A 23,275-nucleotide genomic window follows, 5' to 3' on the forward strand; every position below is an offset into this window, starting at 1 on the left:
GACCTTTTAAAAGGTTCCACACTTGGCACCATTTAGCCACCCCCAATCGGGTGAACGGTGGTCCGGCGCCTGGGGTTTGCGCTATACTCGCCGCCCTTTTTTGACTCACCTGCCAGGCGATTTCCCATGACCCACCAGGCCGCCGAAGTCGCGAAACGCCGCACTTTCGCCATTATTTCCCACCCCGATGCCGGTAAAACCACCATCACCGAAAAGCTCCTGCTGATGGGCAAGGCAATCGCGGTGGCCGGCACGGTGAAGTCCCGCAAGTCCGACCGCCATGCCACGTCCGACTGGATGGAGATGGAGAAGCAACGGGGTATTTCCATTACCACGTCGGTCATGCAGTTCCCGTATCGCGACCACATGATCAACCTGCTCGACACCCCGGGCCACGAAGACTTCTCCGAAGACACCTACCGCACCCTGACCGCGGTGGACTCGGCGTTGATGGTCCTGGACGGCGGTAAAGGCGTCGAGCCACGCACCATCGCGCTGATGGACGTGTGCCGTCTGCGCGACACGCCGATTGTCAGCTTCATCAACAAACTCGACCGCGATATCCGCGACCCCATCGAGCTGCTGGATGAAATCGAAGCCGTCCTGAAGATCAAGGCCGCGCCGATAACCTGGCCGATCGGTTGCTACCGCGACTTCAAGGGCGTGTACCACCTGGCCGATGACTACATCATTGTCTACACCGCCGGCCACGGCCACGAACGCACCGATGTGAAAATCATCGAAAAGCTCGACTCCGACGAAGCGCGTGCGCACCTGGGCGACGAGTACGACCGTTTTGTCGATCAGCTGGAACTGGTGCAGGGCGCCTGCCATGAGTTCAATCAGCAGGAATTCCTCGACGGCCAGTTGACCCCGGTATTCTTCGGTACTGCCCTGGGCAACTTCGGTGTTGACCATGTGCTCGACGCCGTCGTGAACTGGGCGCCAAAGCCCCTTGCCCGTGTCGCCAATGAGCGCACCGTCGAACCGGTCGAAGAGAAATTCACCGGCTTCGTGTTCAAGATCCAGGCGAACATGGACCCAAAACACCGCGACCGTATCGCCTTTATGCGCATCTGCTCCGGCAAATACGAGAAAGGCATGAAGATGCGCCACGTGCGCACCGGCAAGGACGTGCGCATCGGCGACGCGCTGACGTTCTTCTCCTCCGAGCGTGAACAGCTCGAAGAAGCCTACGCCGGCGACATCATCGGCCTGCACAACCACGGCACCATCCAGATCGGCGACACCTTCACTGAAGGCGAAGCGCTGGGCTTTACCGGTATCCCGCACTTCGCCCCGGAACTGTTCCGCCGCGTACGCCTGCGCGATCCGCTGAAATCCAAGCAACTGCGCCAGGGCTTGCAGCAATTGGCGGAAGAGGGGGCCACCCAGGTGTTCTTCCCCGAGCGCAGCAACGACATCATCCTCGGCGCCGTGGGTGTGCTGCAGTTCGACGTGGTCGCCAGCCGTTTGAAGGAAGAATACAAAGTGGAATGCTCCTACGAGCCGATCACCGTGTATTCAGCGCGTTGGATCGATTGCAGCGATAAGAAAAAGCTCGAAGAGTTCTCCAACAAGGCCGTGGAAAACCTGGCCGTGGACGGCGGCGGTCACCTGACCTACCTGGCCCCGACGCGGGTCAACCTGGCGCTGATGGAAGAGCGCTGGCCGGATGTGAAATTCCGGGCGACCCGTGAGCACCATTAAGCGCTGAGCGGTAAAGAACAGAGCGTCGCAATACTAAAAATGTGGGAGGGGGCTTGCCCCCGATGGCAGCGTGCCAGTCGACAGATGAATGGACTGGCCCACCGCTATCGGGGGCAAGCCCCCTCCCACATTTGGGTCTTCATTACGCCATGAATTGGCGAGAACTCGGCTTCGGGTCTAGCGTTTACCCACCGACCGTAAAGGAGACTACCGTGCGAAACGCTCAAAGTGCCATCATCCTGGTGTTGCTGGCCGCCCTGGGGCTGACAAGCTTTCCGGCATGGGCCGACGCCGGAGCGCCCCAGTGGAAGGACACCGGCCCGGTCACCAAGAGAAAGCAGAACGAGGTCAACTCGGGCAGTTGGCAACCCCAGCCCCAGCCCACCGATGTCAAAGACCCGGAAAACCCCATCAACGAAGGGGAAGACAGTGTGACCTTCGATGACGGCGAAACCTGATGAGTGCGCAAAAAAAGAAGCCCCTCCCACCCGGCTGATGCGCAACCTGGCGGGAAGGGCTGTAGAACTCGGATGACCTCGGTGATCGTTCCCGCGCTCCGCGTGGGAATGCATCCCCTGACGCTCCGCGTCACCTGAAGGGCGGGACGCGGAGCGTCCCTGGCGGCATTCCCACGCAGAGCGCGGGAACGATCTCAGGCCACAAATTGCTCCGCGTAGTGGCAAGCCACCTGGCGGTTATCCAGCGGTCGCAACAGCGGCTCCTCGGTGCTGCAGCGTGCCGTTGCATACGGGCAGCGCTTGTGGAAAGCACAGCCAGACGGCGGGTTCAGCGGGTTGGGCAACTCGCCGACGATCTTGATCTTCGGCTTGTTCGGGTCCGGGTGGATGGTCGGGGTGGCCGACAGCAGCGCCTGGGTGTACGGGTGCAGGGGGCGGGCGTAGATGTCTTCCTTGGGACCCACTTCCACCGGGCGGCCGAGGTACATCACCATCACGTCGTCGGCAACGTGCTGCACCACCGCCAGGTTGTGGGAGATGAACACGTAGGCCGTATTGAATTCCTGCTGCAGGTCCATGAACAGGTTGAGCACCTGGGCCTGAATCGAAACGTCCAGCGCCGAGGTCGGTTCATCCGCCACCAGCACTTTGGGTTGCAGCATCATTGCCCGTGCCAGGGCGATACGCTGACGCTGGCCACCGGAGAACATGTGCGGGTAGCGCTGATAGTGCTCGGGGCGCAGGCCCACTTGCTTCATCATTGCCTGCACTTTCTCGCGGCGTTCGGCGGCGGACAGGTTGGTGTTGATCAGCAACGGTTCGCCGAGCTGGTCACCGACCTTCTGCCGTGGGTTCAACGAAGCGTACGGGCTCTGGAACACCATCTGCACGTCTTTGCGCAATTGCTTGCGCTGGGCCTTGTCGGCGCCGGCCACTTCCTGGCCGGCGATTTTCAGGGAGCCTGAGGACGGTTCTTCGATCAGTGTCAGGGCGCGGGCCAGGGTGGACTTGCCGCAACCCGACTCGCCCACAACAGCGAGGGTCTTGCCGGCTTCCAGTTCGAAGGACACACCATTGAGGGCACGCACGGTGGCGTGGCCCTTGAACAGGCCACGGGACACTTCGTAGTGACGGGTCAGGTCGCGGGCGGTAAGAACGACGGCCATTACGCCACCTCCTGGTTCAAGGGGTAGAAGCAGCGCGCGAGGCTGTTGGTTTTCGGATCAAGGCCTGGACGCTGGGTGCGGCAGTTGTCCTGCACGTACGGGCAGCGCGGCGACAGCAGGCAACCTTGCGGGCGGTCATAGCGGCCCGGCACGATGCCCGGCAGCGTGGCCAGCCGCGTGGCGCCCAGGCTGTGTTCCGGAATCGCCTTGAGCAGCGCTTCGCTGTAAGGGTGCGCCGGGATGTCGAACAGTTGCGGCACCTGGCCCACTTCCACGGCTTGGCCGGCGTACATCACGCAGACGCGCTGGGCGGTTTCAGCCACCACCGCGAGGTCGTGAGTGATCAGCACCAGGCCCATGTTCTGTTCTTTCTGCAAGGCCAGCAGCAGTTCCATGATCTGCGCCTGGATGGTCACGTCCAGGGCAGTGGTCGGTTCGTCGGCGATCAGCAGTTTCGGCTCGCCGGCAATCGCCATGGCGATGGCCACGCGCTGGCTCATACCGCCGGACAGCTGGTGCGGGTAGGCATCCATACGGCTGGCGGCGCCAGGGATTTCCACCTTTTCCAGCAGTTCGATGGCGCGCTTGCGTGCTTGCTTGCCGGACATTTTCAGGTGCAGGCGCAGCACTTCTTCGATCTGGAAACCCACGGTGTAGCTGGGGTTCAGCGCGGTCATCGGGTCCTGGAACACCATCGCCAGGTCTTTGCCGACGATCTGGCGGCGCTGACGGTTGCTCAGCTTGAGCATGTCCTTGCCGTCAAAGGTCAGCGCATCGGCGGTGACGATGCCGGGGTGTTCGATCAGGCCCATCAGCGCCATCATGGTCACGGATTTACCCGAGCCCGACTCGCCAACGATCGCCAGCACTTCGCCCTTGTCGACGGAGAGGTCGAGGCCATCGACCACCGGCACGGCGGTCTTGTCGCCGAAGCGAACGTTGAGATTCTTGATTTCTAACAGTGACATGGGAATCTCCTCAGGCGGCGTTCTTGAGTTTCGGGTCCAGCGCGTCGCGCAGGCCGTCACCCATCAAGTTGATTGCCAGCACGCTGAGCAAAATGGTCAAGCCAGGCAGGCTCACTACCCACCAGGCGCGTTCGATGTAGTCGCGGGCCGAAGCCAGCATGGTGCCCCACTCCGGGGTTGGCGGTTGTACGCCAAGGCCGAGGAAGCCCAGGGCGGCGGCATCGAGAATTGCCGACGAAAAGCTCAAGGTCGCTTGGACGATCAGCGGCGCCATGCAGTTGGGCAGCACGGTGATGAACATCAGGCGCGGCAGGCCGGCACCGGCCAGGCGCGCAGCGGTCACGTAGTCTCGGTTCAGTTCGCCCATCACCGCGGCGCGGGTCAGACGCACGTAGGACGGCAGCGACACGATGGCGATGGCGATCACGGTGTTGATCAGGCCAGGGCCGAGGATTGCGACGATGGCTACAGCCAGCAGCAGCGACGGCAGGGCCAGCATGATGTCCATCAGGCGCATGATGGTCGGGCCCAGCACGCGCGGGAAGAACCCGGCGAACAGACCCAGCAGGATGCCCGGGATCAGCGACATCACCACCGACGACAAACCGATCAGCAGCGACAGGCGCGAGCCCTGGATCAGGCGCGAGAGCAGGTCGCGGCCCAGTTCGTCGGTGCCCAGCAGGAACTGCAGTTGCCCACCTTCCAGCCAGGCCGGAGGGGTCAGCAGGAAGTCGCGGTACTGCTCGCTGGGGTTATGCGGGGTCACCCACGGGGCGAAGATCGCGCAGAACACGATTACCAGCATGAACAGCAGGCCGGCAACCGCGCCTTTGTTCTTGGAGAAGGCTTGCCAGAATTCTTTGTACGGGGACGGGTACAGCAGGCTTTGATCGACTGCTGACACTTGAGTAGGTGTGGTCATGGTCATGATCTCAGCGCTGGTGACGGATGCGTGGGTTGGCGAAGCCGTAGAGGACATCCACGACGAAGTTCACCAGGATCACCAGGCAGGCGATCAACAGGATGCCGTTCTGCACCACCGGATAGTCCCGCGCGCCAATGGCTTCGATCAGCCATTTGCCGATGCCGGGCCACGAGAAGATGGTTTCGGTCAGTACCGCACCGGCCAGCAGGGTGCCGACTTGCAGGCCGACCACGGTGAGCACCGGAATCAACGCGTTGCGCAGGCCGTGAACGAAGACCACGCGTGCCGGCGACAGGCCTTTGGCCTTGGCGGTACGGATGTAGTCTTCACGCAATACTTCGAGCATTGAAGAACGGGTCATCCGCGCAATCACCGCCAGCGGGATGGTGCCGAGCACGATGGCCGGCAGGATCAGGTGGTGCAGGGCGTCCCAGAACGCGTCCGGCTCGTCGGCCAGCAGCGTGTCGATCAGCATGAAGCCGGTGCGCGGCTCGATGTCGTAGAGCAGGTCGATACGCCCGGAAACCGGGGTCCAGCCCAGGCTCACCGAGAAGAACATGATCAGGATCAGGCCCCACCAGAAGATCGGCATCGAATATCCCGCCAGGGAGATGCCCATCACCCCGTGGTCGAACAGGGATCCTCGTTTCAAGGCCGCGATCACCCCGGCCAGCAGGCCCAGGATACCGGCGAACAGCAGGGCGGCCATGGACAGTTCCAGGGTCGCCGGGAAGAGTGCGGTGAACTCGGTCCACACGCTGGTGCGGGTACGCAGCGATTCGCCAAGGTCGCCCTGGGCGAGCTTGCCGACGTAATCCAGGTATTGCGCATACAGCGGCTTGTTAAGGCCAAGGCGCTCCATTGCCTGTGCGTGCATCTCGGGGTCGACGCGGCGTTCGCCCATCATGACTTCTACGGGGTCGCCGGGGATCATGCGAATCAACGCAAACGTCAGCAACGTGATGCCGAAGAACGTGGGGATCAACAACCCCAGTCGGCGGGCAATAAAACTAAACATCTTGGTGTGTACCTCAATCAGCCGGTTAGGCAGGTTCGGCGCCGTCAGGATCGACGGCGCCGAGCGTTTTTCTTATTACTTCACCTGGGTGGTGGCGAAGTTATTGGTCCCCAGAGGGCTTTGGGTGAAGCCTTCTACGTTCTTGCGCATGGCGGTGAACAGTTTCGGATAAGCCATGGGCAGCCATGGTTGGTCCTTATCGAAAACATCCTGTGCTTGTTCATAGAGTGCAGCGCGCTCGGCCGGTTCAGCGATGGCGCGGGCTTTGTCGATCAAGTCCTGGAACTCCTTGTTACACCAGCGCGCGTAGTTTTCGCCGTTTTTCGCTGCATCGCAACTCAGGTTTGGCGTCAGGAAGTTGTCAGGGTCGCCGTTATCACCGACCCAGCCCGCCGAAACCATGTCGTGCTCGCCGTTTTTCGCACGCTTGAGCATTTCGCCCCATTCCATGACCTTGATATTGATCTTCAGGCCAATCTGCGCCAGATCCGCCTGCATGCGCTGGGCGCCGAGCATCGGGTTGGGGTTGGTCGGGCCGCCGCCGTTACGGGTGAACAGGGTGAATTCGGTGCCTTCCGGTACGCCGGCTTCCTTGAGCAGGGCGCGGGCCTTGTCCAGGTCGCGCGGTGGGTTCTTCAGCTTGTCGCTGAAACCCAGCAAGGTCGGCGGATACGGGCCGGTACCCACCACCGCGTTGCCTTTGCCGAACAGGGCTTCGGTATAGCCTGCCTTGTCGAACGCGATGTTGATCGCGTGACGCACCCGCGCGTCGCTCATGTATTTGTGGGTCGTGTTCAGCGCGGTGTAACTGGTGGTCATCGCCGCCAGTTCATCGACTTTCAGGTTAGGGTCTTTCTTGATGCTGGGAATGTCATCCGGCTTGGGGAACAACGCGATCTGACATTCATTGGCCTTGAGCTTCTGCAGGCGCACGTTGTTGTCGGTGCTGATCGCCAGGATCAGCGGGTCGACTGCCGGTTTGCCGCGGAAGTAGTCGGGGTTGGCCTTGAAGCGCGCCTGGGCGTCTTTCTGATAACGGGTGAAGATGAACGGGCCAGTGCCGATAGGCTTGGCGTTCAGATCCTCGGTCTTGCCGGACTTGAGCAACTGGTCGGCGTATTCCTTCGAATGGATTGAAGAGAATGCCATGCCCAGGTCGGCCAGGAACGGTGCTTCAGGACGGGTCAGGGTAAAGACGACGGTGTGATCGTCGATCTTCTCTACGCTCTTGAGCAGTTCCTTGAAGCCCATGCTTTCGAAGTACGGGTAGCCCACGAGGGACTTTTTATGCCAAGGGTGATTCGGGTCCAGCTGACGCTGGAAACTCCAAAGCACGTCGTCGGCATTCATGTTGCGCGTGGGTTTGAAATAGTCGGTGGTGTGGAACTTGATGTCTTCACGCAGGTGGAACGTGTAGGTCAGGCCATCGGCGCTGATTTGCGGCAGGTCCTTGGCCAGGGCCGGGACCACTTCGGTGGTGCCGGGCTTGAAATCCACCAGGCGGTTGAACATGGTTTCCGCAGCGGCGTCAGCGGTCACGGCGGTGGTGTACAGGACCGGGTCAAAACCCTCGGGACTGGCTTCGGTGCAGACCACCAGCGGTTTGGCCGAAACGCCGATCGCCACGCTCAGCAGCGCAGCGGCCATGGCAGCTTGTAACGGGAGCATTTTCATTCAGAGCCCTCTGCAATCGATGGAGCCAGAAACACGTAGACGGCGGGCTCGTCCTGAGCCCGCCGTCTGCCTGGCGCTAATTAAAGAATGTTGAACGGGATGGTGGTGACCAGACGGAACTCTTTGATGCTGCCGTCGGACTGGAACTCGCTGCCACGGTGCTCAACATAGGTTGCGCGCACGGTGGTGGCTTTGAGTGGGCCGCTTTGCAGCGCGTAAGAGGCGCCTACACCGTATTCCTGGTGCTTCTCGCCGTCCTGGGACTGGATACCGTCGTAGGCGAACTTGGCCCGGCCATTGTTGCCGGTGTAGTGGGTACCGTCGATGTCCCAGCCGCGCGCCGAGTAGGCGTTGAACTTCAGGCCTGGCACGCCGTATTCAGCCATGTTGATGGCATAGGCGATCTGGAAGGACTTCTCGTTCGGGCCGTTGAAGTCCGAAGTCAGGGAGTTGGCCAGGTAGATGCCGTTGGTTTCGTGCAGGTAGTCGAAGTACTCGTTACCGTTCACTTGCTGGTAAGCGAAGGTCAGGCTGTGTGCCTGGTGAGTCAGGCCCAGGGAGAGGGAGAAGGTATCGTTGTCGATTTCCCCCATCTCTTTTTTGCCTTCATCGACGGTTTTGTAATAGTTGAAGCCGGTGGTCAGGCCCAGCTGCTGAGCATCGCCCAGCTCGTGGGTTGCGCCGAAGTAGTACTGGTTCCAGAAGTCCTTCACGTTGGCGGCGAAGAAGCTGGTCTTCAGGCTTTTCAGCGGCTGGTAGTTCACACCCAGGGTCGACACTTTGTCGGTTTCTGCGCCATTGCCGTACTCAGTGCGGAATTTCGACAGGCTCTGTTCGGTACGCGGCGAAACGCGGTCGAAGATACCGCCCTGGAAGGACAGGTTGCTGAACTCTTCGCTGTTGAAGCTCACACCCTGGAAGCTGGAAGGCAGCGCACGGTTGCCGATGGTGTCGACGATGCCGCTGCTGAAGTTCTGGCGACCGGCGGTCAGCGTGGTGTTGGACACGCGGAACTGCACGTTGGCCAGGCCCAGTTTGCTCCACTGGTCTACGGCGTTGCCGTCGGAATCGGCCAGGGTGCGGTTGGAGCCGCCCTTGATATCACGCTTGCTGCGGTCCAGCACCAGTGCGTTGTACACCGCCACTTCGGTCTTCACGCCAACGGTGCCCTGGGTGAAACCCGAGCTGGCGTTGAGGATGGTGCCCTGTACCCAGTTGGTACGGTTGCGGTCGGTACGGGTTTCGCCGTGCTTCTGGTACGAGAAGGTGCCCCCACGGTACTTGCTTTCGTGGCCGTACCAGTTACGCGTGGTGCCGCCCAGGCTGAAATCTTCGATAAAGCCTTTGGCCTCGCTTTGGGCGCTGGTGCCGGCCAGGGTAGTCGGAACGAAGTCCTGGCTCTGCGTTTCAGCGTAGGCGGTGGCCGTGATGCTGCTGATGGCCAAGGCCAGAAGCGCTTTGCTGCTCAGTTTCATGGGTGAAGCTCCTTTGGTTCTCTTTTTTATGCCGGCCTTTTTTAGGTGAACCGGCTATTGGGTGTGTAACTCGTTCAAGCTGTTGCAAACGTTTGGCGTAGGAAAAATCCCAACAAAAGGCTGCACGTTTGCCCGGGAGCCAACTTCGCTCCCTGCAATCCGGTTATTTTTTCTTATGGGGTGATACTGACGCCCGAAAACACGTTGCGGCCGAAGGGGCTCACCTTGAAGCCTTCGACTTTGGCGCTTAACGGCTGGTTGACCGTCGAGTGGGCGACTGGCGTGATCGGCACCTGCTGCTTGAGCAGTTGCTGCGCCTGTTTGTACAGAACAGTCCTTTGTTCACGGTCGGTCACGACCTTGGCTTGCTTGATCAGCTTGTCGTACGCCGGGTCGCACCACATGGAGTAGTTGTTCCCGCCGATGGCGTCGCAGCTGTAGAGGGTGCCCAGCCAGTTGTCCGGGTCACCGTTGTCACCGGTCCAGCCGATCAGGCTGACATCGTGTTCACCGTTCTTGGTGCGCTTGATGTACTCGCCCCATTCGTAACTGACGATCTTCACTTTCAGGCCGATCTTGGCCCAATCGTTCTGCAGCATTTCGGCCATCAGCTTGGCGTTGGGGTTGTACGGACGTTGTACCGGCATCGCCCAGAGGGTGATCTCGGTGCCTTCCTTCACACCGGCGGCCTTGAGCAGTTCCTTGGCTTTTTCCGGGTTGTAGGCGGCGTCCTTGATGCTGTCGTCGTAGGACCACTGGGTCGGCGGCATGGCGTTGACCGCCAGTTGCCCGGCGCCCTGGTACACCGCATTGAGAATGCTCTGCTTGTTGACCGCCATGTCCAGCGCCTGGCGCACTTCGAGCTGGTCGAACGGCTTGTGGCGCACGTTGTAGGCGATGTAGCCGAGGTTGAAGCCGGGCTTGGTCAGCAGTTGCAGGTTCGGGTCGGCCTTGAGCGCGTCCACGTCGGCAGGGCGCGGGTGCAGGGTGACCTGGCATTCGCCGGCCTTGAGCTTCTGCACACGTACGGAAGCGTCGGTGTTGATGGCGAAGATCAACTGGTCGAGCTTGACCCGGCTCGGGTCCCAGTACTGTTTGTTCGCCACGTAACGGATCTGCGAGTCTTTCTGATAACGCTGGAACACAAACGGGCCAGTGCCGATTGGCTTCTGGTTGATATCGCTGGGTTTGCCTTCCTTGAGCAACTGCTCGGCATATTCGGCCGAGAGGATCGCTGCGAAGCTCATGGCGATGTTTTGCACGAACGCGGCGTCGACCGTGTTCAAGGTCATTACCACGGTGTACGGGCCGGTTTTTTCGACCTTGGCAATGTTCTTGTTCAGGCTCATGCCGTTGAAGTACGGAAATTCGGTGGGGTAGGCCTTGCGAAACGGATGCTCGGGGTCAAGCATGCGGTTGAAGGTGAACAGCACGTCGTCGGCATTGAAGTCGCGCGTGGGCTTGAACTCCTTGCTGCTGTGGAACTTCACCCCTTCACGCAGGTGGAAGGTGTACGTCAGGCCGTCTTCGGAGATATCCCACTTGGTCGCCAGCCCAGGCACTACGTCAGTCGCACCTTTTTCGAACTCGACCAGGCGGTTGTACAGCGGCTCCGCGGCATCGTTGTCGGTGGCGGTGGTGTATTGCGCTGTGTCGAAGCCTGCCGGGCTGCCTTCGGAGCAGAACACCAGGCTCTTCTTGTCGGCGGCCTGAGCGGTCGTGGCCACAGCCAGCAGGCTGGTGGCAAACATTGCGGATAGAACGAGGGTATGGCGCATGACGATTCCGATCCTTGTCTGTAGTTATCAACAGCGAGCAATCCCTCAGGCGTGTAGCCAGGGGGACAACGCTGGTTCCCACATGCGGTAAGTGCCTTTCCCAACTTGGCGCCTCTGCAGTCCTACGACGTTATGGGTCGCGGACTTCGCAGTAAATGCGCCAAATCAGACTGACCCTGTAGGCAACGGAGCCACGAAGCGCAGTTCATTGCTGTAGGACGGCAATGCTTACGAATGTGGTCTGTTTCCTACGGGCCGGGCAGATGCAATAACGGCGACGTTGTGAAACGTCGCCGTCAGTGACTCTTACTTGCCGCTTACGCTGACGCCGTAGAAGGAGTTCAAGCCAAACGGGCTGATCTTGAAGTCCTGCACGGTGTTGCGCATGGGTTGATACACCGTCGAGTGCGCGATAGGTGTCATCGGAACTGCATCTTTGAGTACATGTTGCGCCTGCTTGTACAGCTCGGTGCGTTTGGCGACATCCGAAGTGGCCTTGGCTTCTTTCACGATGCCGTCGAATTTCTTGTCACACCATTTGGAGAAGTTGTTACCCGACAGCGAGTCGCAGCCGAACAGCACGTTCAGCCAGTTGTCCGGGTCACCATTGTCGCCGCTCCAGCCAATGATCATGGCCTGGTTCTCGCCGCCCTTGGAGCGCTTGATGTACTCGCCCCACTCGTAGCTGGTGATCTTGACCTTCAGGCCGATCTTGGACCAGTCGTTCTGCAGCATCTCGGCCATCAGCTTGGCGTTCGGGTTGTACGGACGCTGAACCGGCATGGCCCATAAGACGATCTCGGTACCTTCCTTGACGCCGGCTTCCTTGAGCAGCGCCTTGGCTTTTTCAGGGTTGTACGCCGCGTCCTTGATCGTGGTGTCGTAGGACCACTGGGTCGGCGGCATGGCGTTGACGGCCAGCTGACCGGCGCCCTGGTACACGGAGTCGATGATCTGCTGCTTGTTCACCGACATGTCCAGCGCCTGACGGACGCGCAGGTCAGCCAGAGGATTCGGCTGATCGCTGCCCTTGACCTTGTCCATCACGTTGTAGGCAACGTAACCGAGGTTGAAGCCGGCCTGGTGGGGCAGCTTCAGGTCTTTGTCTTCGCCCAGCGCCTTCAGGTCGGCCGGACGTGGGAACAGGGTGACCTGGCATTCGTTTTTCTTGAGCTTCTGGATACGTACCGACGGGTCGGTGGTGATGGCGAAGATCAGGTTATCGATCTTCACGTCTTCAGGTTTCCAGTAGTCCTTGTTGCCGGTGTAACGGATGTTCGAGTCTTTCTGATAGCTCTTGAATACGAACGGGCCAGTGCCGACCGGTTTCTGGTTGATGTCGGCGGGTTTGCCTTCCTTCAACAGTTGGGCTGCGTATTCGGCGGACTGGATCGAGGCGAAGCTCATCGCCAGGTTCTGGATGAAAGCGGCGTCCACGGTGCCAAGGGTGAACTTGACGGTGTGGTCATCGAGTTTTTCGATGTTCTTGATGTTGGTGTCCATCCCCATGTCCGTGAAATACGGGAACTCGGTGGGGTAGGCCTTACGGAATGGATCGTCTTTATTGATCATCCGGTTAAACGTGAACAGTACGTCGTCGGCCGAGAATTCACGAGTCGGCTTGAAGTACGGGGTGGTGTGGAACTTGACGCCTTCGCGAAGGTGGAAGGTGTAGGTCAGGCCGTCCGGGGACACGTCCCAGCTGGTGGCGAGGCCAGGAACCACGGCGGTGCCGCCACGTTCGAACTGGCTCAGGCGGTTGAACATGGTTTCGGCCGAGGCATCGAAGTCTGTTCCGGTGGTGTACTGGCCTGGGTCAAAACCGGCCGGGCTCCCTTCGGAGCAGAACACCAGGTTAGTTGCCGCTTGGGCAAAAGGGGCTGCGGCCATAAGGCCAGCGCTCACTAATAACGGAAGGACTGCGTGTTTAAGCATGTTGGCCTCATGATTTGTTGTCATTTTTGGTGGTGAGGGCGACCTCGTGAGTCGGCCTGCGGATACTTATGCAGGCGCCATACCCATTGCAAGATGTTGAACGGTCGCGAGCGCCAAACAGTGGGACGGGCGTACAAGAATGTCGCATTTATGAAAGTTTGGACATAAATGCGTCAGTTTGGCGGGTTTTTTCGGTGCGCGGCGCGCACCGAAAAAGCCCAATCGAGGTGTCTAGCGCACTCGATTGGGGCATGGTTGTTACTTATCTAGACTTACGCCGTAGAACGGTGTGAGCCCAAACGGGCTGATCCTGAAATCGCGAACTTCCTTGCGCAGGGGTTGGAAAACCGTCGAGTTCGCAATAGGCGTTATAGGTACTTGTTCCTTAAGGATTTGTTGCGCTTGCTGATACCACTTGATGCGCTGCTCGCGGTCGTTGCTGACCTTGGCCTGCTGCACCAGCTTGTCATACGCCGGGTTACACCATTTGGCGTAGTTGCTGCCCTTGACCGCGGCACAACTGTAGAGCACGCCGAGCCAGTTATCCGGGTCGCCGTTGTCGCCGGTCCAGCCGTAGATCATCGCGTCATGTTCGCCATTTTTGGCGCGCTTGATGTATTCGCCCCACTCATAGCTGACGATATTGGCCTTGATGCCGACCTTGGCCCAGTCCTGCTGAATCATCTGCGCGGACATGCGCGCGTTCGGGTTGGAGGCGCGCTGCACGGTCATTGCCCACAGGTTGATGGTGCTACCTGGTGCAACCCCTGCTTCTTTTAGTAGCGCCCTGGCCTTGGTCGGGTCATGGGGGGCGTCCTTGATGTTCGGATCATAAGACCACTGTGCAGGCGGCAGCGCGTTCTGCGCCAATTGTCCGGCACTCTGGTAGACCGCCTTGATGATGGCCGGTTTGTCGATGGCCATGTCCAAGGCCTGGCGCACCTTGAGCTGGTCCAGCGGCGGATGGGTGACGTTGTACGCCAGGAAACCCAGGTTGAAACCGGCCTGCTGCAACACGCGCAGGTTTGGGTCCTGCTTCATCACTTCGATGTCGGAGGGGCGCGGGTAGCCGCTGACCTGGCATTCACCCGCCTTGAGTTTCTGCAGGCGCGCAGCGGCGTCAGGGGTGATGGCGAACACCAGGTTGTCGAGTTTCACGTCCTCGGGTTTCCAGTACTGCTGATTGGCGACGTAGCGGATCTGCGCGTCTTTCTGGTAGCGCTTGAACACGAACGGGCCGGTGCCGACCGGCTTCTGGTTAATGTCCTCGGCCTTGCCTTGCTTGAGGAGCTGGTCGGCATATTCGGCCGATTGCACCGAAGCGAAACTCATCGCCAGGTTCTGCACGAACGAGGCGTCAACGTTGTTCAGGTTGAAACGCACGGTGTGGTCGTCGAGCTTGTCGATGTGCTTGATCGTGGTGTTCAGGCCCATGTCGGTGAAGTAGGGCGATTCGGAAGGGTAGGCCTTGCGAAACGGACTCTCGGCATCCAGCAGGCGATTGAAGGTAAACAGCACGTCATCGGCGTTGAAGTCGCGGGTCGGGGTGAAGTAATCGGTGGTGTGAAACTTCACCCCGTCGCGCAGGTGGAAGGTATAGGTCAGACCGTCGTCGGACACCTCCCAGCGGGTGGCGAGGCCGGGCTCGACTTCGGTGCCGCCGCGTTTGAACTGGGTCAAACGGTTGAACACGGTTTCGGCGGAGGCGTCAAAATCGGTGCCGCTGGTGTACTGGCTGGGGTCGAAGCCGGCGGGGCTGGCTTCGGAGCAGTAGACCAGGGTGCTGGCGGCGTGGGCCATCGGCATGAAAGCCAGCAGGCCGGCGGCGAGGAGCATTGGTTTGAAGGTGATTCTGTCCATGGAGACCCCTGGGAACGAAAACGGCGGTGACCGAGGTTACCGCCGTTCAGGTTTGTCAGGTAGGGGAGAGTCACTTCACTGCGAAGATCGTCTCAATCACACAACGGTTGGCGTCGATACTTCCATTTTGGTGGGGGCCGATTTATCGATCTCGTAGCCGTCGCTGTTCAACTCATTACTTCTACGTATCGTGAAAGTCCTTGAACTCTTTATGTCCATATCCCGGCTGGTGATCAGGCCATCTTCCGTTTCATGCCTCAGGCGCCAGTTGGTCTCGGCGATGACCGTGTGTGTGTCACCGGCGGGGTTATAGTTGATGGTAAACGTCTTGTTGCCGGCGGCAACGCTATAGCCTTCTTTCAATACAGGCGGACTTAGCTCCATGAGTGCTGGAAACGAAGAGCCTTGATGGGCGACTTCCGAGATCCGTGCACGCAGCGCCATGTCGGGAATGGCGTCCTCAAACTGCTCTACTCTTTTTAATCTTTTTTCAAATTCAGAGTCCGAGGTGTAATCCAATTCGGTATTGATTTCTACACCTTCTTGTCTGGTGATCACGCGGTAGCGTTCACGAGTCAAGTCAGGCAGGAAGCTGGTGGAGTATTCACTTTGGGAAGCGGACGCTTCCCACGGTACGGCTGTTTCACCTGGGGTGACAGCGAACTTACCGTCATCAATTTTCCAGGAGGTTGTCAGCTTTCTCTTCACGGCTGATCCGTCCTGATACAGCGTGTTGTTGAACAGATAGTCGGTGTTTTCCTCTAAATTCAGGTAGTCGTCGAATTTTTCGGCGCCCGCGGTTTTTGAACCATCCGATTCGAGGAACCGCTCCGAAATCTTTGGCGTGGTCGAGGATGTGTCGCTGCCCGTTGGCGACGCAGGGCGTTTCCAGGGCCAGGAAAACCCGCCTCCATCGCCCGGAGCCCTTACCCATTCCCCGCCGCGACCAGGATTGATCGTCATCATGCCTCTGCCGGTCTGCGGGCTGATAATGCGGGCACTGGCAGCGCCCGTGCGGTAACGGCTTTCGATTTCAAACACCTTGCTGATGCCCGTTTCGTCGGTGTACCGAACAAACTGACGGTATAGGCCAGTACTGTCCTTGATTCGATAAACGCCCAGTGCATCGGGTGAGACGCCGGCGATCAGCTGCTCGCCTCCGGGTGTGGCGTAGGGACTCATGGGAAAGAGTGGCTTTGATGTTGGCGCAGGCAGGGGTGACCCTTTACCCACAGGGCTGCCGGATGAGGGACCGGGTTGCGCTTCATCAACCGTGCTGGTCTGTGGCTCGGGCGTGTCGACGACCCCCACGGGGTCTGACGGCTTCTCACGGGGTGACACCACCGGGTCTTCGCCTGCGCCGCCTTTGGCCCCAACTACCGCGAACAAGGTATTGAGTGTTCCATCAAAGGTCTTGCGTCCCCCGTCGGCGCGCTCTTTTTCAGTGTCGCCCGAGACGGCCTTCTCAGTGCCCAGGACGGTTTCTGCAAGGCCGGTCACTGCGGCCAATCCGACTACGGCGGGTTCGGCAATGGGCGCAAACTTGGCCAGCAGGCCTGCCGCGGCACTTAGGTCGTTGAGCCAGGTATCGCGGGTGACTTCGCTATTGGATTTGATGACCACGTCTGCGTCACTGCTCATTCGTGCCTGGGCGGCGTCCTTCATGGTGCTGAAAACATCGCCTTTGATGGCGAAGTTACCGCGATCAATCACTGTGCCTTCCAGGTTGTCCCGGGCGCCTGTGCCCAGTTGCTTGAGCGAGGTATCGACCCCCTCTTTCGGGCGGCCCTCACCGGCGAGCATCGTGAGAGGTGAAACAAAGTGCAGGACGGATTTCCAGAAGCTGCCGCTGTCATGGTCCTGACGATCTGCCTTGGCGAAATGCGAGGCCAGCGCTTCGCGTTTTTTCGCGTCCTTGCCTTGGTCGGCCACCCACTGGTCGAGTTTTTCAAATGACTCGAATTTCAGAAAGGCCGGTACGTTGCCTGGGATATAGAGGATTTGAGTGCCATCCCTTCGACCCTTGAGGTATTCATATTTGCCGTCATCCTGTGCAGTAAAACGCACGATATCGCTGGATTTAAAACCATTGATGTCGAAGGCGTGCGCCCGGACAACCCCTTTTACGGGTGCCTGCTCCTGGAGTTGCGCGACGGTCAGCGGTGCGTTTTCGTCGAGGGGCAAATTGCAGACCGCGCCCATGACGATTCGATAGTCTTCACGGGTGAATGTGTGCTCGGGTGCCTGCAGTGCTTGCTCGGCCGGGCTTTTTGACTCAAATGCCTTCAGTTGTTGACGGGCCTGGCGGGTGAATTCGCCCTTGAGCATGGTTTGGTAATTGGCCCCCTGGTCTTTCCAGAACTGATCGATCTTGTCCGTGATCTGCGACTGGAAGTCGGTGTTCCAACTCTTGTGCATGACCGCAGAGGGCGCCAGGGGGAATTCATTATGGGCACCGTATCCGCCCTTTTGGCTTTGTCCCGTTCCGTCTTTATAGAGGCCCGCCTCCAGGTCCAGGTTGCCTGGTATCCAGTCGTGCTCTGGAAAATTGTTCAGCAAGGCATCCGGCAAGCGGAGCGAGGACGAAGGTTCCTCTCTCATGTGCTCCCAGCCGGTCGCGGTTGCGCCGCTCTGTGCCTCCTTGAACCGGTTCAAAAACACAGTATCGGAATCGATGGGTGTCTTGGTCAGCTTCAGAAGCAAGTCATCGGCCCATTTTTTTGCCTCGTCGCGAACGTTTGGCAAGGCATTGCTGACGTCGACCGTCAGTTTTTTATACGCCAGGGCCTGCGGAGCTCCGAGGTAAAACGTCGCTGCGGCTTGTCGCTGTTGCTCAAGGGCCTGGGCCGAGCGGCTGCTGGCCGGGCGTAGGCGGTCGTTGGGGGGAATGGGATCGAAGGCTTTATTGCGCTCCAGGCGCCGGGCCTGGGATGCGCCATCGGCGCGCTTGGCAGGCAGTGGTTCACCATGAAAACTGGTCACCACGGTTGCGCTGACTTCTATGACCGGCGTATCAAAGCGACCTCGCAGCTTCTGGCCGGCCACGGGGGCGATGACTTTGCCCGCGGCCAAGAGGGGCCCCGATACTTGGCCCCAGCCTGAATCGTCGGTGAGTGAAAAGGTTTTGTATTCGCCGTCTGCCTTGGCGGTCATCACGCCGGTGGTGGGTATGACTGACAGGGTGGTCGGATCAATGTGCTGCGTGCGCATCCATTCCTTTACAACCGGATGCTCCAGTTGTTCGCGATACAGCTCCAACCATTGCCCCAGCGTAGTTTCAGCGGGAACCTTGATCAGGTTGGATTTGTTCGTCAGGAGTTTGGCCTGCAACGCGGCGATGTAGGCCTCGACCAGTGTCGCCTCCTGAGGCGCCGCGCGGAGGTCGGTAGCTGGCGCTTGGGCGCTTTTGGCGGTCGGGCTGGTGGGGGTGCTGGTAGCGTCTGACAATTTGACGCTGCCGGGATGAAAGCCCGTCGGGGGGGTGTGCGATATTCTCATGGGTGCGGATCTCGGTAGTGGTTTAGACATACCCGCAGCGCGTTCCTTGTCATTCGGGGCACTGTGTCTGTATCGAAAAACCGGCTATCGATTCCAGCGGCAATAGTGATAAAGGATTTCAGGACCTTCACGCAGGCGTAAAAAACGGCGTAGGCCCTCAGGCCACGCCGTCTCTGATATCGCCAGCGAGCTTTACTGAAGTACTTCAATTACCCCGTCTGCGCTCATGTTGACCTTGCTGGTGCCGGCCTCCACTTCAGGTGTTGGCGCTGAATCGGCCATCGCCGCTTTCATCATCATCGTGTTGCCGCGCTCGTAGGGCATCGGGTAGCCGTTGGTGTTGAAGTTCAGGTTGACGATCTTGTAACCCTTGCCGCCCAGCGCATCGGTGGCCAGTTGCGCGCGGGCCTTGAACGCGGCAACCGCGTCCTTGAGCATCGCGTCTTCGCTGGCCTTGCGCGTGCTGTCGGCGATGGCGAAGTTCATGTTGTCCATTTTCAGCGAGTTCAACAGCTCGCCGGTGAGTTTGGACAGCGTCGGGAAGTCCGCGCTTTCCAGGCGCAGTTCGGCGCGCTCACGCCAGCCGGTGATTTTCTGGTTCTTGCTGTCGTAGATCGGGTAGCTGTTGCGGCTGCCCTGGCTCAGGGTCACGGCCTTGACTTCGCGCGCCTGACCCAGCGCCGTGTTCATCGTATTGGTGATCTCGGCGGCAAGCTTGGCCGGGTCCGAGTTCTGCGATTCGGTGTAGAGGGTGACGATCATCTTGTCGCGCGCCACTTCCTGGCTGACTTCGGCGCGCAGGGAGATCTGGTTGTAATGCAGTTCGTCGGCGGCCATGGCCGGCAGGCTGGCCAGGGCGCTGGCGCCGAGGGTGAGAACGGCGGCACTGCGAGTGAAACGAGACATGAAAGCTCCTTGAGATTGTCGTGTTCGGTATGACTGTAGACGGTGGCATCGGGTTCTTCGGGTTTAAGCATTAGAAAAAAGTTTCAAGCTGCAAGCCGCAAGCGGGGCTCTTTCTTGTGGCTTTGAGCTTGCGGCTCGTGGCTGCAGCGCCCACTGCGTCAAAGAGCCACACACCCAATGCCCAGGCGCTGCTTCGTTTATACTCGTGCCGATCCGCCTGCAGCGCTCATCGGGAGAGCTCATGCTCGCCGCCGTAAAACTGACTTCCGCCACTCGCCAGAACCTCTGGCGCCTGACGTTCATCCGCACCCTGGTACTGGCCGCACAGGCCGGTTCCGTCGGGCTCGCCTATTGGTTCGACCTGCTGCCGCTGCCCTGGCTGCAACTGGCGGTAACCCTCGGGTTCTCCACCGTGCTCTGTGCGTTTACCGCCATCCGCTTGCGCACCACGTGGCCGGTCACCGAGCTGGAATATGCCCTGCAATTGGCCTGCGACCTGTTTATCCACAGTGTGCTGCTGTATTTCTCCGGGGGGTCCACCAACCCGTTCGTTTCTTATTACCTGGTGCCGCTGACCATCGCCGCCGTGACCTTGCCGTGGCGCTATTCGGTGGTGCTCTCGGGCATCGCGCTGACGCTGTACACCCTGTTGCTGGCGCAGTTCTATCCGTTGCAGACGTTTCCCATCGCCCGGGAGAACCTGCAGATCTACGGAATGTGGCTGAGCTTTGCGCTGTCCGCCGCCGTGATCACCTTTTTTGCCGCGCGCATGGCCGAAGAACTGCGCCGCCAGGAAGAACTGCGCGCCATTCGCCGTGAAGAAGGCCTGCGTGACCAGCAGTTGCTGGCCGTCGCCACCCAGGCGGCCGGTGCCGCCCATGAGCTGGGCACGCCGCTGGCGACCATGAGCGTACTGCTCAAGGAAATGACTCAGGACCACCACGATCCGGCGTTGCAAGATGACCTCAGCGTGCTGCAGGAACAGGTCAAGCAGTGCAAACTGACCCTGCAGCAGTTGGTTCGCGCCGCCGAGGCCAATCGGCGTCTGGCCGTAGAGATGCAGGATGTCACCCAGTGGCTCGACGAAGCGCTGAACCGCTGGCACCTGATGCGCCCCGAGGCCAGTTACCGCTTCAGCCTGTTGGGCCAGGGCAGCGTGCCGCGCATGGCGCCGCCGCCAGACCTGACCCAGGCCTTGCTCAACCTGCTGAACAACGCGGCCGACGCCTGCCCTGAAGGCCTGGGCGTGCAGTTGGACTGGGACGCGGAAAACGTCACCATCAGCATTCGTGACCACGGCGCGGGCGTGCCGCTGGCCATTGCCGAGCAGATCGGCAAACCGTTCTTTACCACCAAGGGCAAAGGCTTCGGCCTGGGCCTGTTTTTGAGCAAGGCCAGCGTGACCCGCGCGGGCGGCTCAGTGAAGCTCTATAGTCATGAGGAAGGTGGCACGCTTACCGAGCTGCGCCTGCCCCGTGTCGCACGAGGAGATATCGATGAGTGACGAGATCCAAGTCGAAGGCGAAGAACTGCCGCATTTGTTGCTGGTAGATGACGACGCCACCTTTACCCGCGTGATGGCCCGCGCCATGAGCCGTCGCGGCTTTCGCGTCAGCACCGCAGGCTCGGCCGAGGAAGGCCTGACCATCGCCCAGGCCGACCTGCCGGACTACGCCGCGCTCGACCTGAAAATGGACGGCGACTCGGGCCTGGTGCTGTTGCCCAAGCTGCTCGAACTCGACCCGGAAATGCGCGTGGTGATCCTCACCGGCTATTCCAGCATCGCCACCGCGGTCGAAGCTATCAAGCGCGGTGCCTGCAACTACCTGTGCAAGCCGGCGGACGCCGATGACGTGCTCGCCGCGCTGCTCTCCGAGCATGCCGACCTCGACACCCTGGTGCCGGAAAACCCGATGTCGGTTGACCGCCTGCAGTGGGAACACATCCAGCGCGTACTGACGGAGCACGAAGGCAACATCTCCGCCACCGCCCGTGCCCTTGGCATGCACCGGCGCACGTTGCAGCGCAAACTGCAGAAGCGTCCGGTACGGCGCTGAACGAACACTGAACAATCCGCTTCAGGCTGCACGGAGCCCTGAACCGATCGCCTATGATCGGTTCAAACGCCTGCCATAATTCCCTGACGAGCCTGAACAATGAATCAGAACGCTGAATATTCCGCGGTCAACGATGCGGTGCACGGGCAATTCTTTCGTCGAACCTGGGCGATGATCACGCCGTATTGGCGCAGTGAAGAGAAGGGCAGGGCCTGGTTGCTGCTGGCTGCCGTGATTGGTTTATCGCTGTTCAGCGTGGCAATCTCCGTGTGGATAAACCACTGGTACAAGGATTTCTACAACGCCCTGCAGAAAAAGGACACGGTCGCCTTCTGGCAGTTGATCGGTTACTTCGGCGGCATTGCGGCCGTGGCGATCCTCGGCGCGGTGTACCGCCTGTACCTGACCCAGATGCTCACCATCCGCTGGCGTGCGTGGCTGACCGAAAAGCACTTTGCGCGCTGGCTCGCCCACAAGAACTATTACCAGCTGGAGCAGGGCGGTTACACCGATAACCCTGACCAGCGGATTTCCGAAGACCTCAATACGTTCACCTCCAGCACCTTGAGCCTGGGCCTGGGGCTGCTGCGCAACGTGGTCAGCCTGGTATCGTTCTCGATCATCCTGTGGGGCGTGTCGGGCAGCATCGAGGTGTTTGGCATCACCATTCCCGGCTACATGTTCTGGTGTGCGCTGTTGTATGCGGCGGTGGGCAGCTGGCTGACGCACCTGATCGGGCGTCGCTTGATCGGCTTGAGCAACCAGCAACAGCGCTTCGAAGCGGACCTGCGTTTTTCCATGGTACGGGTGCGCGAAAACGCCGAAAGCATCGCGCTGTACAACGGCGAACCGAACGAAAAGCAGCGCCTGAGCTCGCGTTTCGGCAAGGTCTGGCACAACTTCTGGGACATCATGAAAGTGTCCAAGCGCCTGACGTTCTTTACCGCCGGCTACAGCCAGATAGCGATCATCTTTCCGTTTATCGTCGCCGCGCCACGTTACTTCACCGGCAAGATCGAACTGGGCGAGCTGATGCAAATCAACTCGGCGTTCGGCAATGTGCAGGAAAACTTCAGCTGGTTCATCAACGCCTACTCGGAGCTGGCGTCGTGGCGTGCCACCAGCGATCGTTTGCTGAGCTTCCGTCAGGCCATGACCGACAATGAGCAGCGCGCGCCGGCCATCGATGTGCGCCCCGAAGGTGAGCGCCTGGTGGTGCAGGGCCTGGGCATGGACCTGGCCGACGGCCGTCACTTGCTCACCGACGCCGACATGAGCGTGGAGCCAGGTCAACGCGTGATGCTCAGCGGGCGTTCCGGCAGTGGTAAAAGTACGCTGCTGCGCGCAATGGGGCATTTGTGGCCGGCGGGGCATGGCAGCATTCGTCTGCCGGCGGCGCGTTATCTGTTTCTGCCGCAAAAGCCTTATTTGCCGATTGGCACGTTGAAAGCGGTGTTGAGTTATCCACAAGAGGACAGCGTCTATCCGGCACAACGTTATGCACAGGTGCTGGAAACCTGCCGCTTGCCGCATCTGGTCAACCGTCTTGATGAAGCCAACCATTGGCAGCGCATGCTCTCGCCGGGCGAACAGCAGCGCCTGGCCTTCGCCCGCGCCCTGTTGTTCGCGCCGCAGTGGCTGTACATGGACGAAGCCACCTCGGCGATGGATGAAGAGGATGAGGCAACGTTGTACCAGGCGCTGATCGATGAACTGCCGGGGCTGAGCATCGTCAGCGTCGGGCATCGCAGCAGCCTCAAGCGCTTTCATGGGCGGCATGTGCGGATCGAGGCTGGACGGTTGCAGGAGCAACCGCTGGCCTGAGGACAAACATTGGTCAATGTGGG

Annotated in this window: 16 protein-coding genes; 5 read left to right on the forward strand and 11 right to left on the reverse strand. The window is 60.0% G+C overall.

Annotation, left to right across the window (positions count from 1 at the left end; all coding sequences use genetic code 11):
* Positions 1–126 precede the first annotated feature (126 nt).
* Entirely contained in the window at positions 127–1,710 is a 1,584-nt protein-coding gene (locus SC318_RS04400) for a peptide chain release factor 3 (RefSeq protein WP_320429804.1), read from the forward strand.
* A gap of 212 nt (positions 1,711–1,922) precedes the next feature.
* A complete protein-coding gene (locus SC318_RS04405) occupies positions 1,923–2,168 on the forward strand; it encodes a hypothetical protein (protein WP_306491591.1) in 246 nt (81 codons plus the stop codon).
* Positions 2,169–2,362: 194 nt separating this feature from the next.
* Here SC318_RS04405 and SC318_RS04410 read toward each other — a convergent pair whose 3' ends face one another.
* The 11 genes from SC318_RS04410 to SC318_RS04460 form a co-directional block, all read right to left on the reverse strand.
* Positions 2,363–3,334: a peptide ABC transporter ATP-binding protein gene (locus SC318_RS04410; protein ID WP_124361269.1), complete on the reverse strand. Its 972-nt coding sequence runs from the start codon at positions 3,332–3,334 to the stop codon at positions 2,363–2,365.
* Positions 3,334–4,302, reverse strand: a complete 969-nt coding sequence (locus tag SC318_RS04415) for an ABC transporter ATP-binding protein (RefSeq protein WP_320429805.1) — start codon at positions 4,300–4,302, stop codon at positions 3,334–3,336. Before SC318_RS04415 ends, SC318_RS04410 begins: the two co-directional genes overlap by 1 nt.
* A gap of 10 nt (positions 4,303–4,312) precedes the next feature.
* Positions 4,313–5,224, reverse strand: a complete 912-nt coding sequence (locus SC318_RS04420) for an ABC transporter permease subunit (protein WP_320429806.1) — start codon at positions 5,222–5,224, stop codon at positions 4,313–4,315.
* A 10-nt stretch (positions 5,225–5,234) separates the two neighbouring features.
* Positions 5,235–6,245, reverse strand: a complete 1,011-nt coding sequence (locus SC318_RS04425) for an ABC transporter permease subunit (RefSeq protein WP_124385119.1) — start codon at positions 6,243–6,245, stop codon at positions 5,235–5,237.
* A gap of 75 nt (positions 6,246–6,320) precedes the next feature.
* A complete protein-coding gene (locus SC318_RS04430; RefSeq protein WP_320429807.1) occupies positions 6,321–7,919 on the reverse strand; it encodes an ABC transporter substrate-binding protein in 1,599 nt (532 codons plus the stop codon).
* 80 nt (positions 7,920–7,999) lie between these two features.
* Positions 8,000–9,394, reverse strand: coding sequence for an OprD family outer membrane porin (locus SC318_RS04435; RefSeq protein WP_320429808.1), 1,395 nt, complete (start codon positions 9,392–9,394; stop codon positions 8,000–8,002).
* A gap of 173 nt (positions 9,395–9,567) precedes the next feature.
* Positions 9,568–11,172 carry an ABC transporter substrate-binding protein gene (locus SC318_RS04440; protein WP_320429810.1) on the reverse strand — a complete coding sequence of 535 codons (1,605 nt, stop codon included), beginning with the start codon at positions 11,170–11,172 and terminating at the stop codon, positions 9,568–9,570.
* A 306-nt stretch (positions 11,173–11,478) separates the two neighbouring features.
* Positions 11,479–13,107 carry an ABC transporter substrate-binding protein gene (locus SC318_RS04445; RefSeq protein WP_306491597.1) on the reverse strand — a complete coding sequence of 543 codons (1,629 nt, stop codon included), beginning with the start codon at positions 13,105–13,107 and terminating at the stop codon, positions 11,479–11,481.
* Positions 13,108–13,365: 258 nt separating this feature from the next.
* The gene (locus tag SC318_RS04450; protein WP_320429811.1) at positions 13,366–14,967 is read right to left on the reverse strand and encodes an ABC transporter substrate-binding protein; all 1,602 of its coding nucleotides are present in this window, start codon (positions 14,965–14,967) and stop codon (positions 13,366–13,368) included.
* Positions 14,968–15,063: 96 nt separating this feature from the next.
* Entirely contained in the window at positions 15,064–18,495 is a 3,432-nt protein-coding gene (locus tag SC318_RS04455; protein ID WP_320429812.1) for a dermonecrotic toxin domain-containing protein, read from the reverse strand.
* A 162-nt stretch (positions 18,496–18,657) separates the two neighbouring features.
* Entirely contained in the window at positions 18,658–19,371 is a 714-nt protein-coding gene (locus SC318_RS04460) for an SIMPL domain-containing protein (protein ID WP_320429813.1), read from the reverse strand.
* Positions 19,372–19,612: 241 nt separating this feature from the next.
* Here SC318_RS04460 and SC318_RS04465 point away from each other — a divergent pair, with 241 nt between their 5' ends.
* The 3 genes from SC318_RS04465 (at position 19,613) to SC318_RS04475 (ending at position 23,252) form a co-directional block, all read left to right on the forward strand.
* Entirely contained in the window at positions 19,613–20,875 is a 1,263-nt protein-coding gene (locus SC318_RS04465; protein WP_057724530.1) for an ATP-binding protein, read from the forward strand.
* On the forward strand, positions 20,868–21,428 hold the full coding sequence (locus tag SC318_RS04470; RefSeq protein WP_003171731.1) for a response regulator transcription factor: 561 nt from the start codon (positions 20,868–20,870) through the stop codon (positions 21,426–21,428). Before SC318_RS04465 ends, SC318_RS04470 begins: the two co-directional genes overlap by 8 nt.
* A 99-nt stretch (positions 21,429–21,527) precedes the next feature.
* On the forward strand, positions 21,528–23,252 hold the full coding sequence (locus SC318_RS04475) for an ABC transporter ATP-binding protein/permease (RefSeq protein ID WP_320429817.1): 1,725 nt from the start codon (positions 21,528–21,530) through the stop codon (positions 23,250–23,252).
* Positions 23,253–23,275 lie beyond the last annotated feature (23 nt).

Origin of the sequence: Pseudomonas sp. MUP55, assembly GCF_034043515.1 — a bacterium.
Classification (GTDB): domain Bacteria; phylum Pseudomonadota; class Gammaproteobacteria; order Pseudomonadales; family Pseudomonadaceae; genus Aquipseudomonas.

What these genes read in the sequence shown, in the direction of transcription:
- SC318_RS04425 (WP_124385119.1), bottom strand. Translation starts at nt 6,245, where the DNA reads ATGTTTAGTTTTATTGCCCGCCGACTGGGGTTGTTGATCCCCACGTTC.
- SC318_RS04475 (WP_320429817.1), top strand. Translation starts at nt 21,528, where the DNA reads ATGAATCAGAACGCTGAATATTCCGCGGTCAACGATGCGGTGCACGGG.
- SC318_RS04435 (WP_320429808.1), bottom strand. Translation starts at nt 9,394, where the DNA reads ATGAAACTGAGCAGCAAAGCGCTTCTGGCCTTGGCCATCAGCAGCATC.
- SC318_RS04455 (WP_320429812.1), bottom strand. Translation starts at nt 18,495, where the DNA reads ATGTCTAAACCACTACCGAGATCCGCACCCATGAGAATATCGCACACC.
- SC318_RS04445 (WP_306491597.1), bottom strand. Translation starts at nt 13,107, where the DNA reads ATGCTTAAACACGCAGTCCTTCCGTTATTAGTGAGCGCTGGCCTTATG.
- SC318_RS04430 (WP_320429807.1), bottom strand. Translation starts at nt 7,919, where the DNA reads ATGAAAATGCTCCCGTTACAAGCTGCCATGGCCGCTGCGCTGCTGAGC.
- SC318_RS04410 (WP_124361269.1), bottom strand. Translation starts at nt 3,334, where the DNA reads ATGGCCGTCGTTCTTACCGCCCGCGACCTGACCCGTCACTACGAAGTG.
- SC318_RS04450 (WP_320429811.1), bottom strand. Translation starts at nt 14,967, where the DNA reads ATGGACAGAATCACCTTCAAACCAATGCTCCTCGCCGCCGGCCTGCTG.
- SC318_RS04460 (WP_320429813.1), bottom strand. Translation starts at nt 19,371, where the DNA reads ATGTCTCGTTTCACTCGCAGTGCCGCCGTTCTCACCCTCGGCGCCAGC.
- SC318_RS04400 (WP_320429804.1), top strand. Translation starts at nt 127, where the DNA reads ATGACCCACCAGGCCGCCGAAGTCGCGAAACGCCGCACTTTCGCCATT.
- SC318_RS04440 (WP_320429810.1), bottom strand. Translation starts at nt 11,172, where the DNA reads ATGCGCCATACCCTCGTTCTATCCGCAATGTTTGCCACCAGCCTGCTG.
- SC318_RS04465 (WP_057724530.1), top strand. Translation starts at nt 19,613, where the DNA reads ATGCTCGCCGCCGTAAAACTGACTTCCGCCACTCGCCAGAACCTCTGG.
- SC318_RS04415 (WP_320429805.1), bottom strand. Translation starts at nt 4,302, where the DNA reads ATGTCACTGTTAGAAATCAAGAATCTCAACGTTCGCTTCGGCGACAAG.
- SC318_RS04420 (WP_320429806.1), bottom strand. Translation starts at nt 5,224, where the DNA reads ATGACCACACCTACTCAAGTGTCAGCAGTCGATCAAAGCCTGCTGTAC.
- SC318_RS04470 (WP_003171731.1), top strand. Translation starts at nt 20,868, where the DNA reads ATGAGTGACGAGATCCAAGTCGAAGGCGAAGAACTGCCGCATTTGTTG.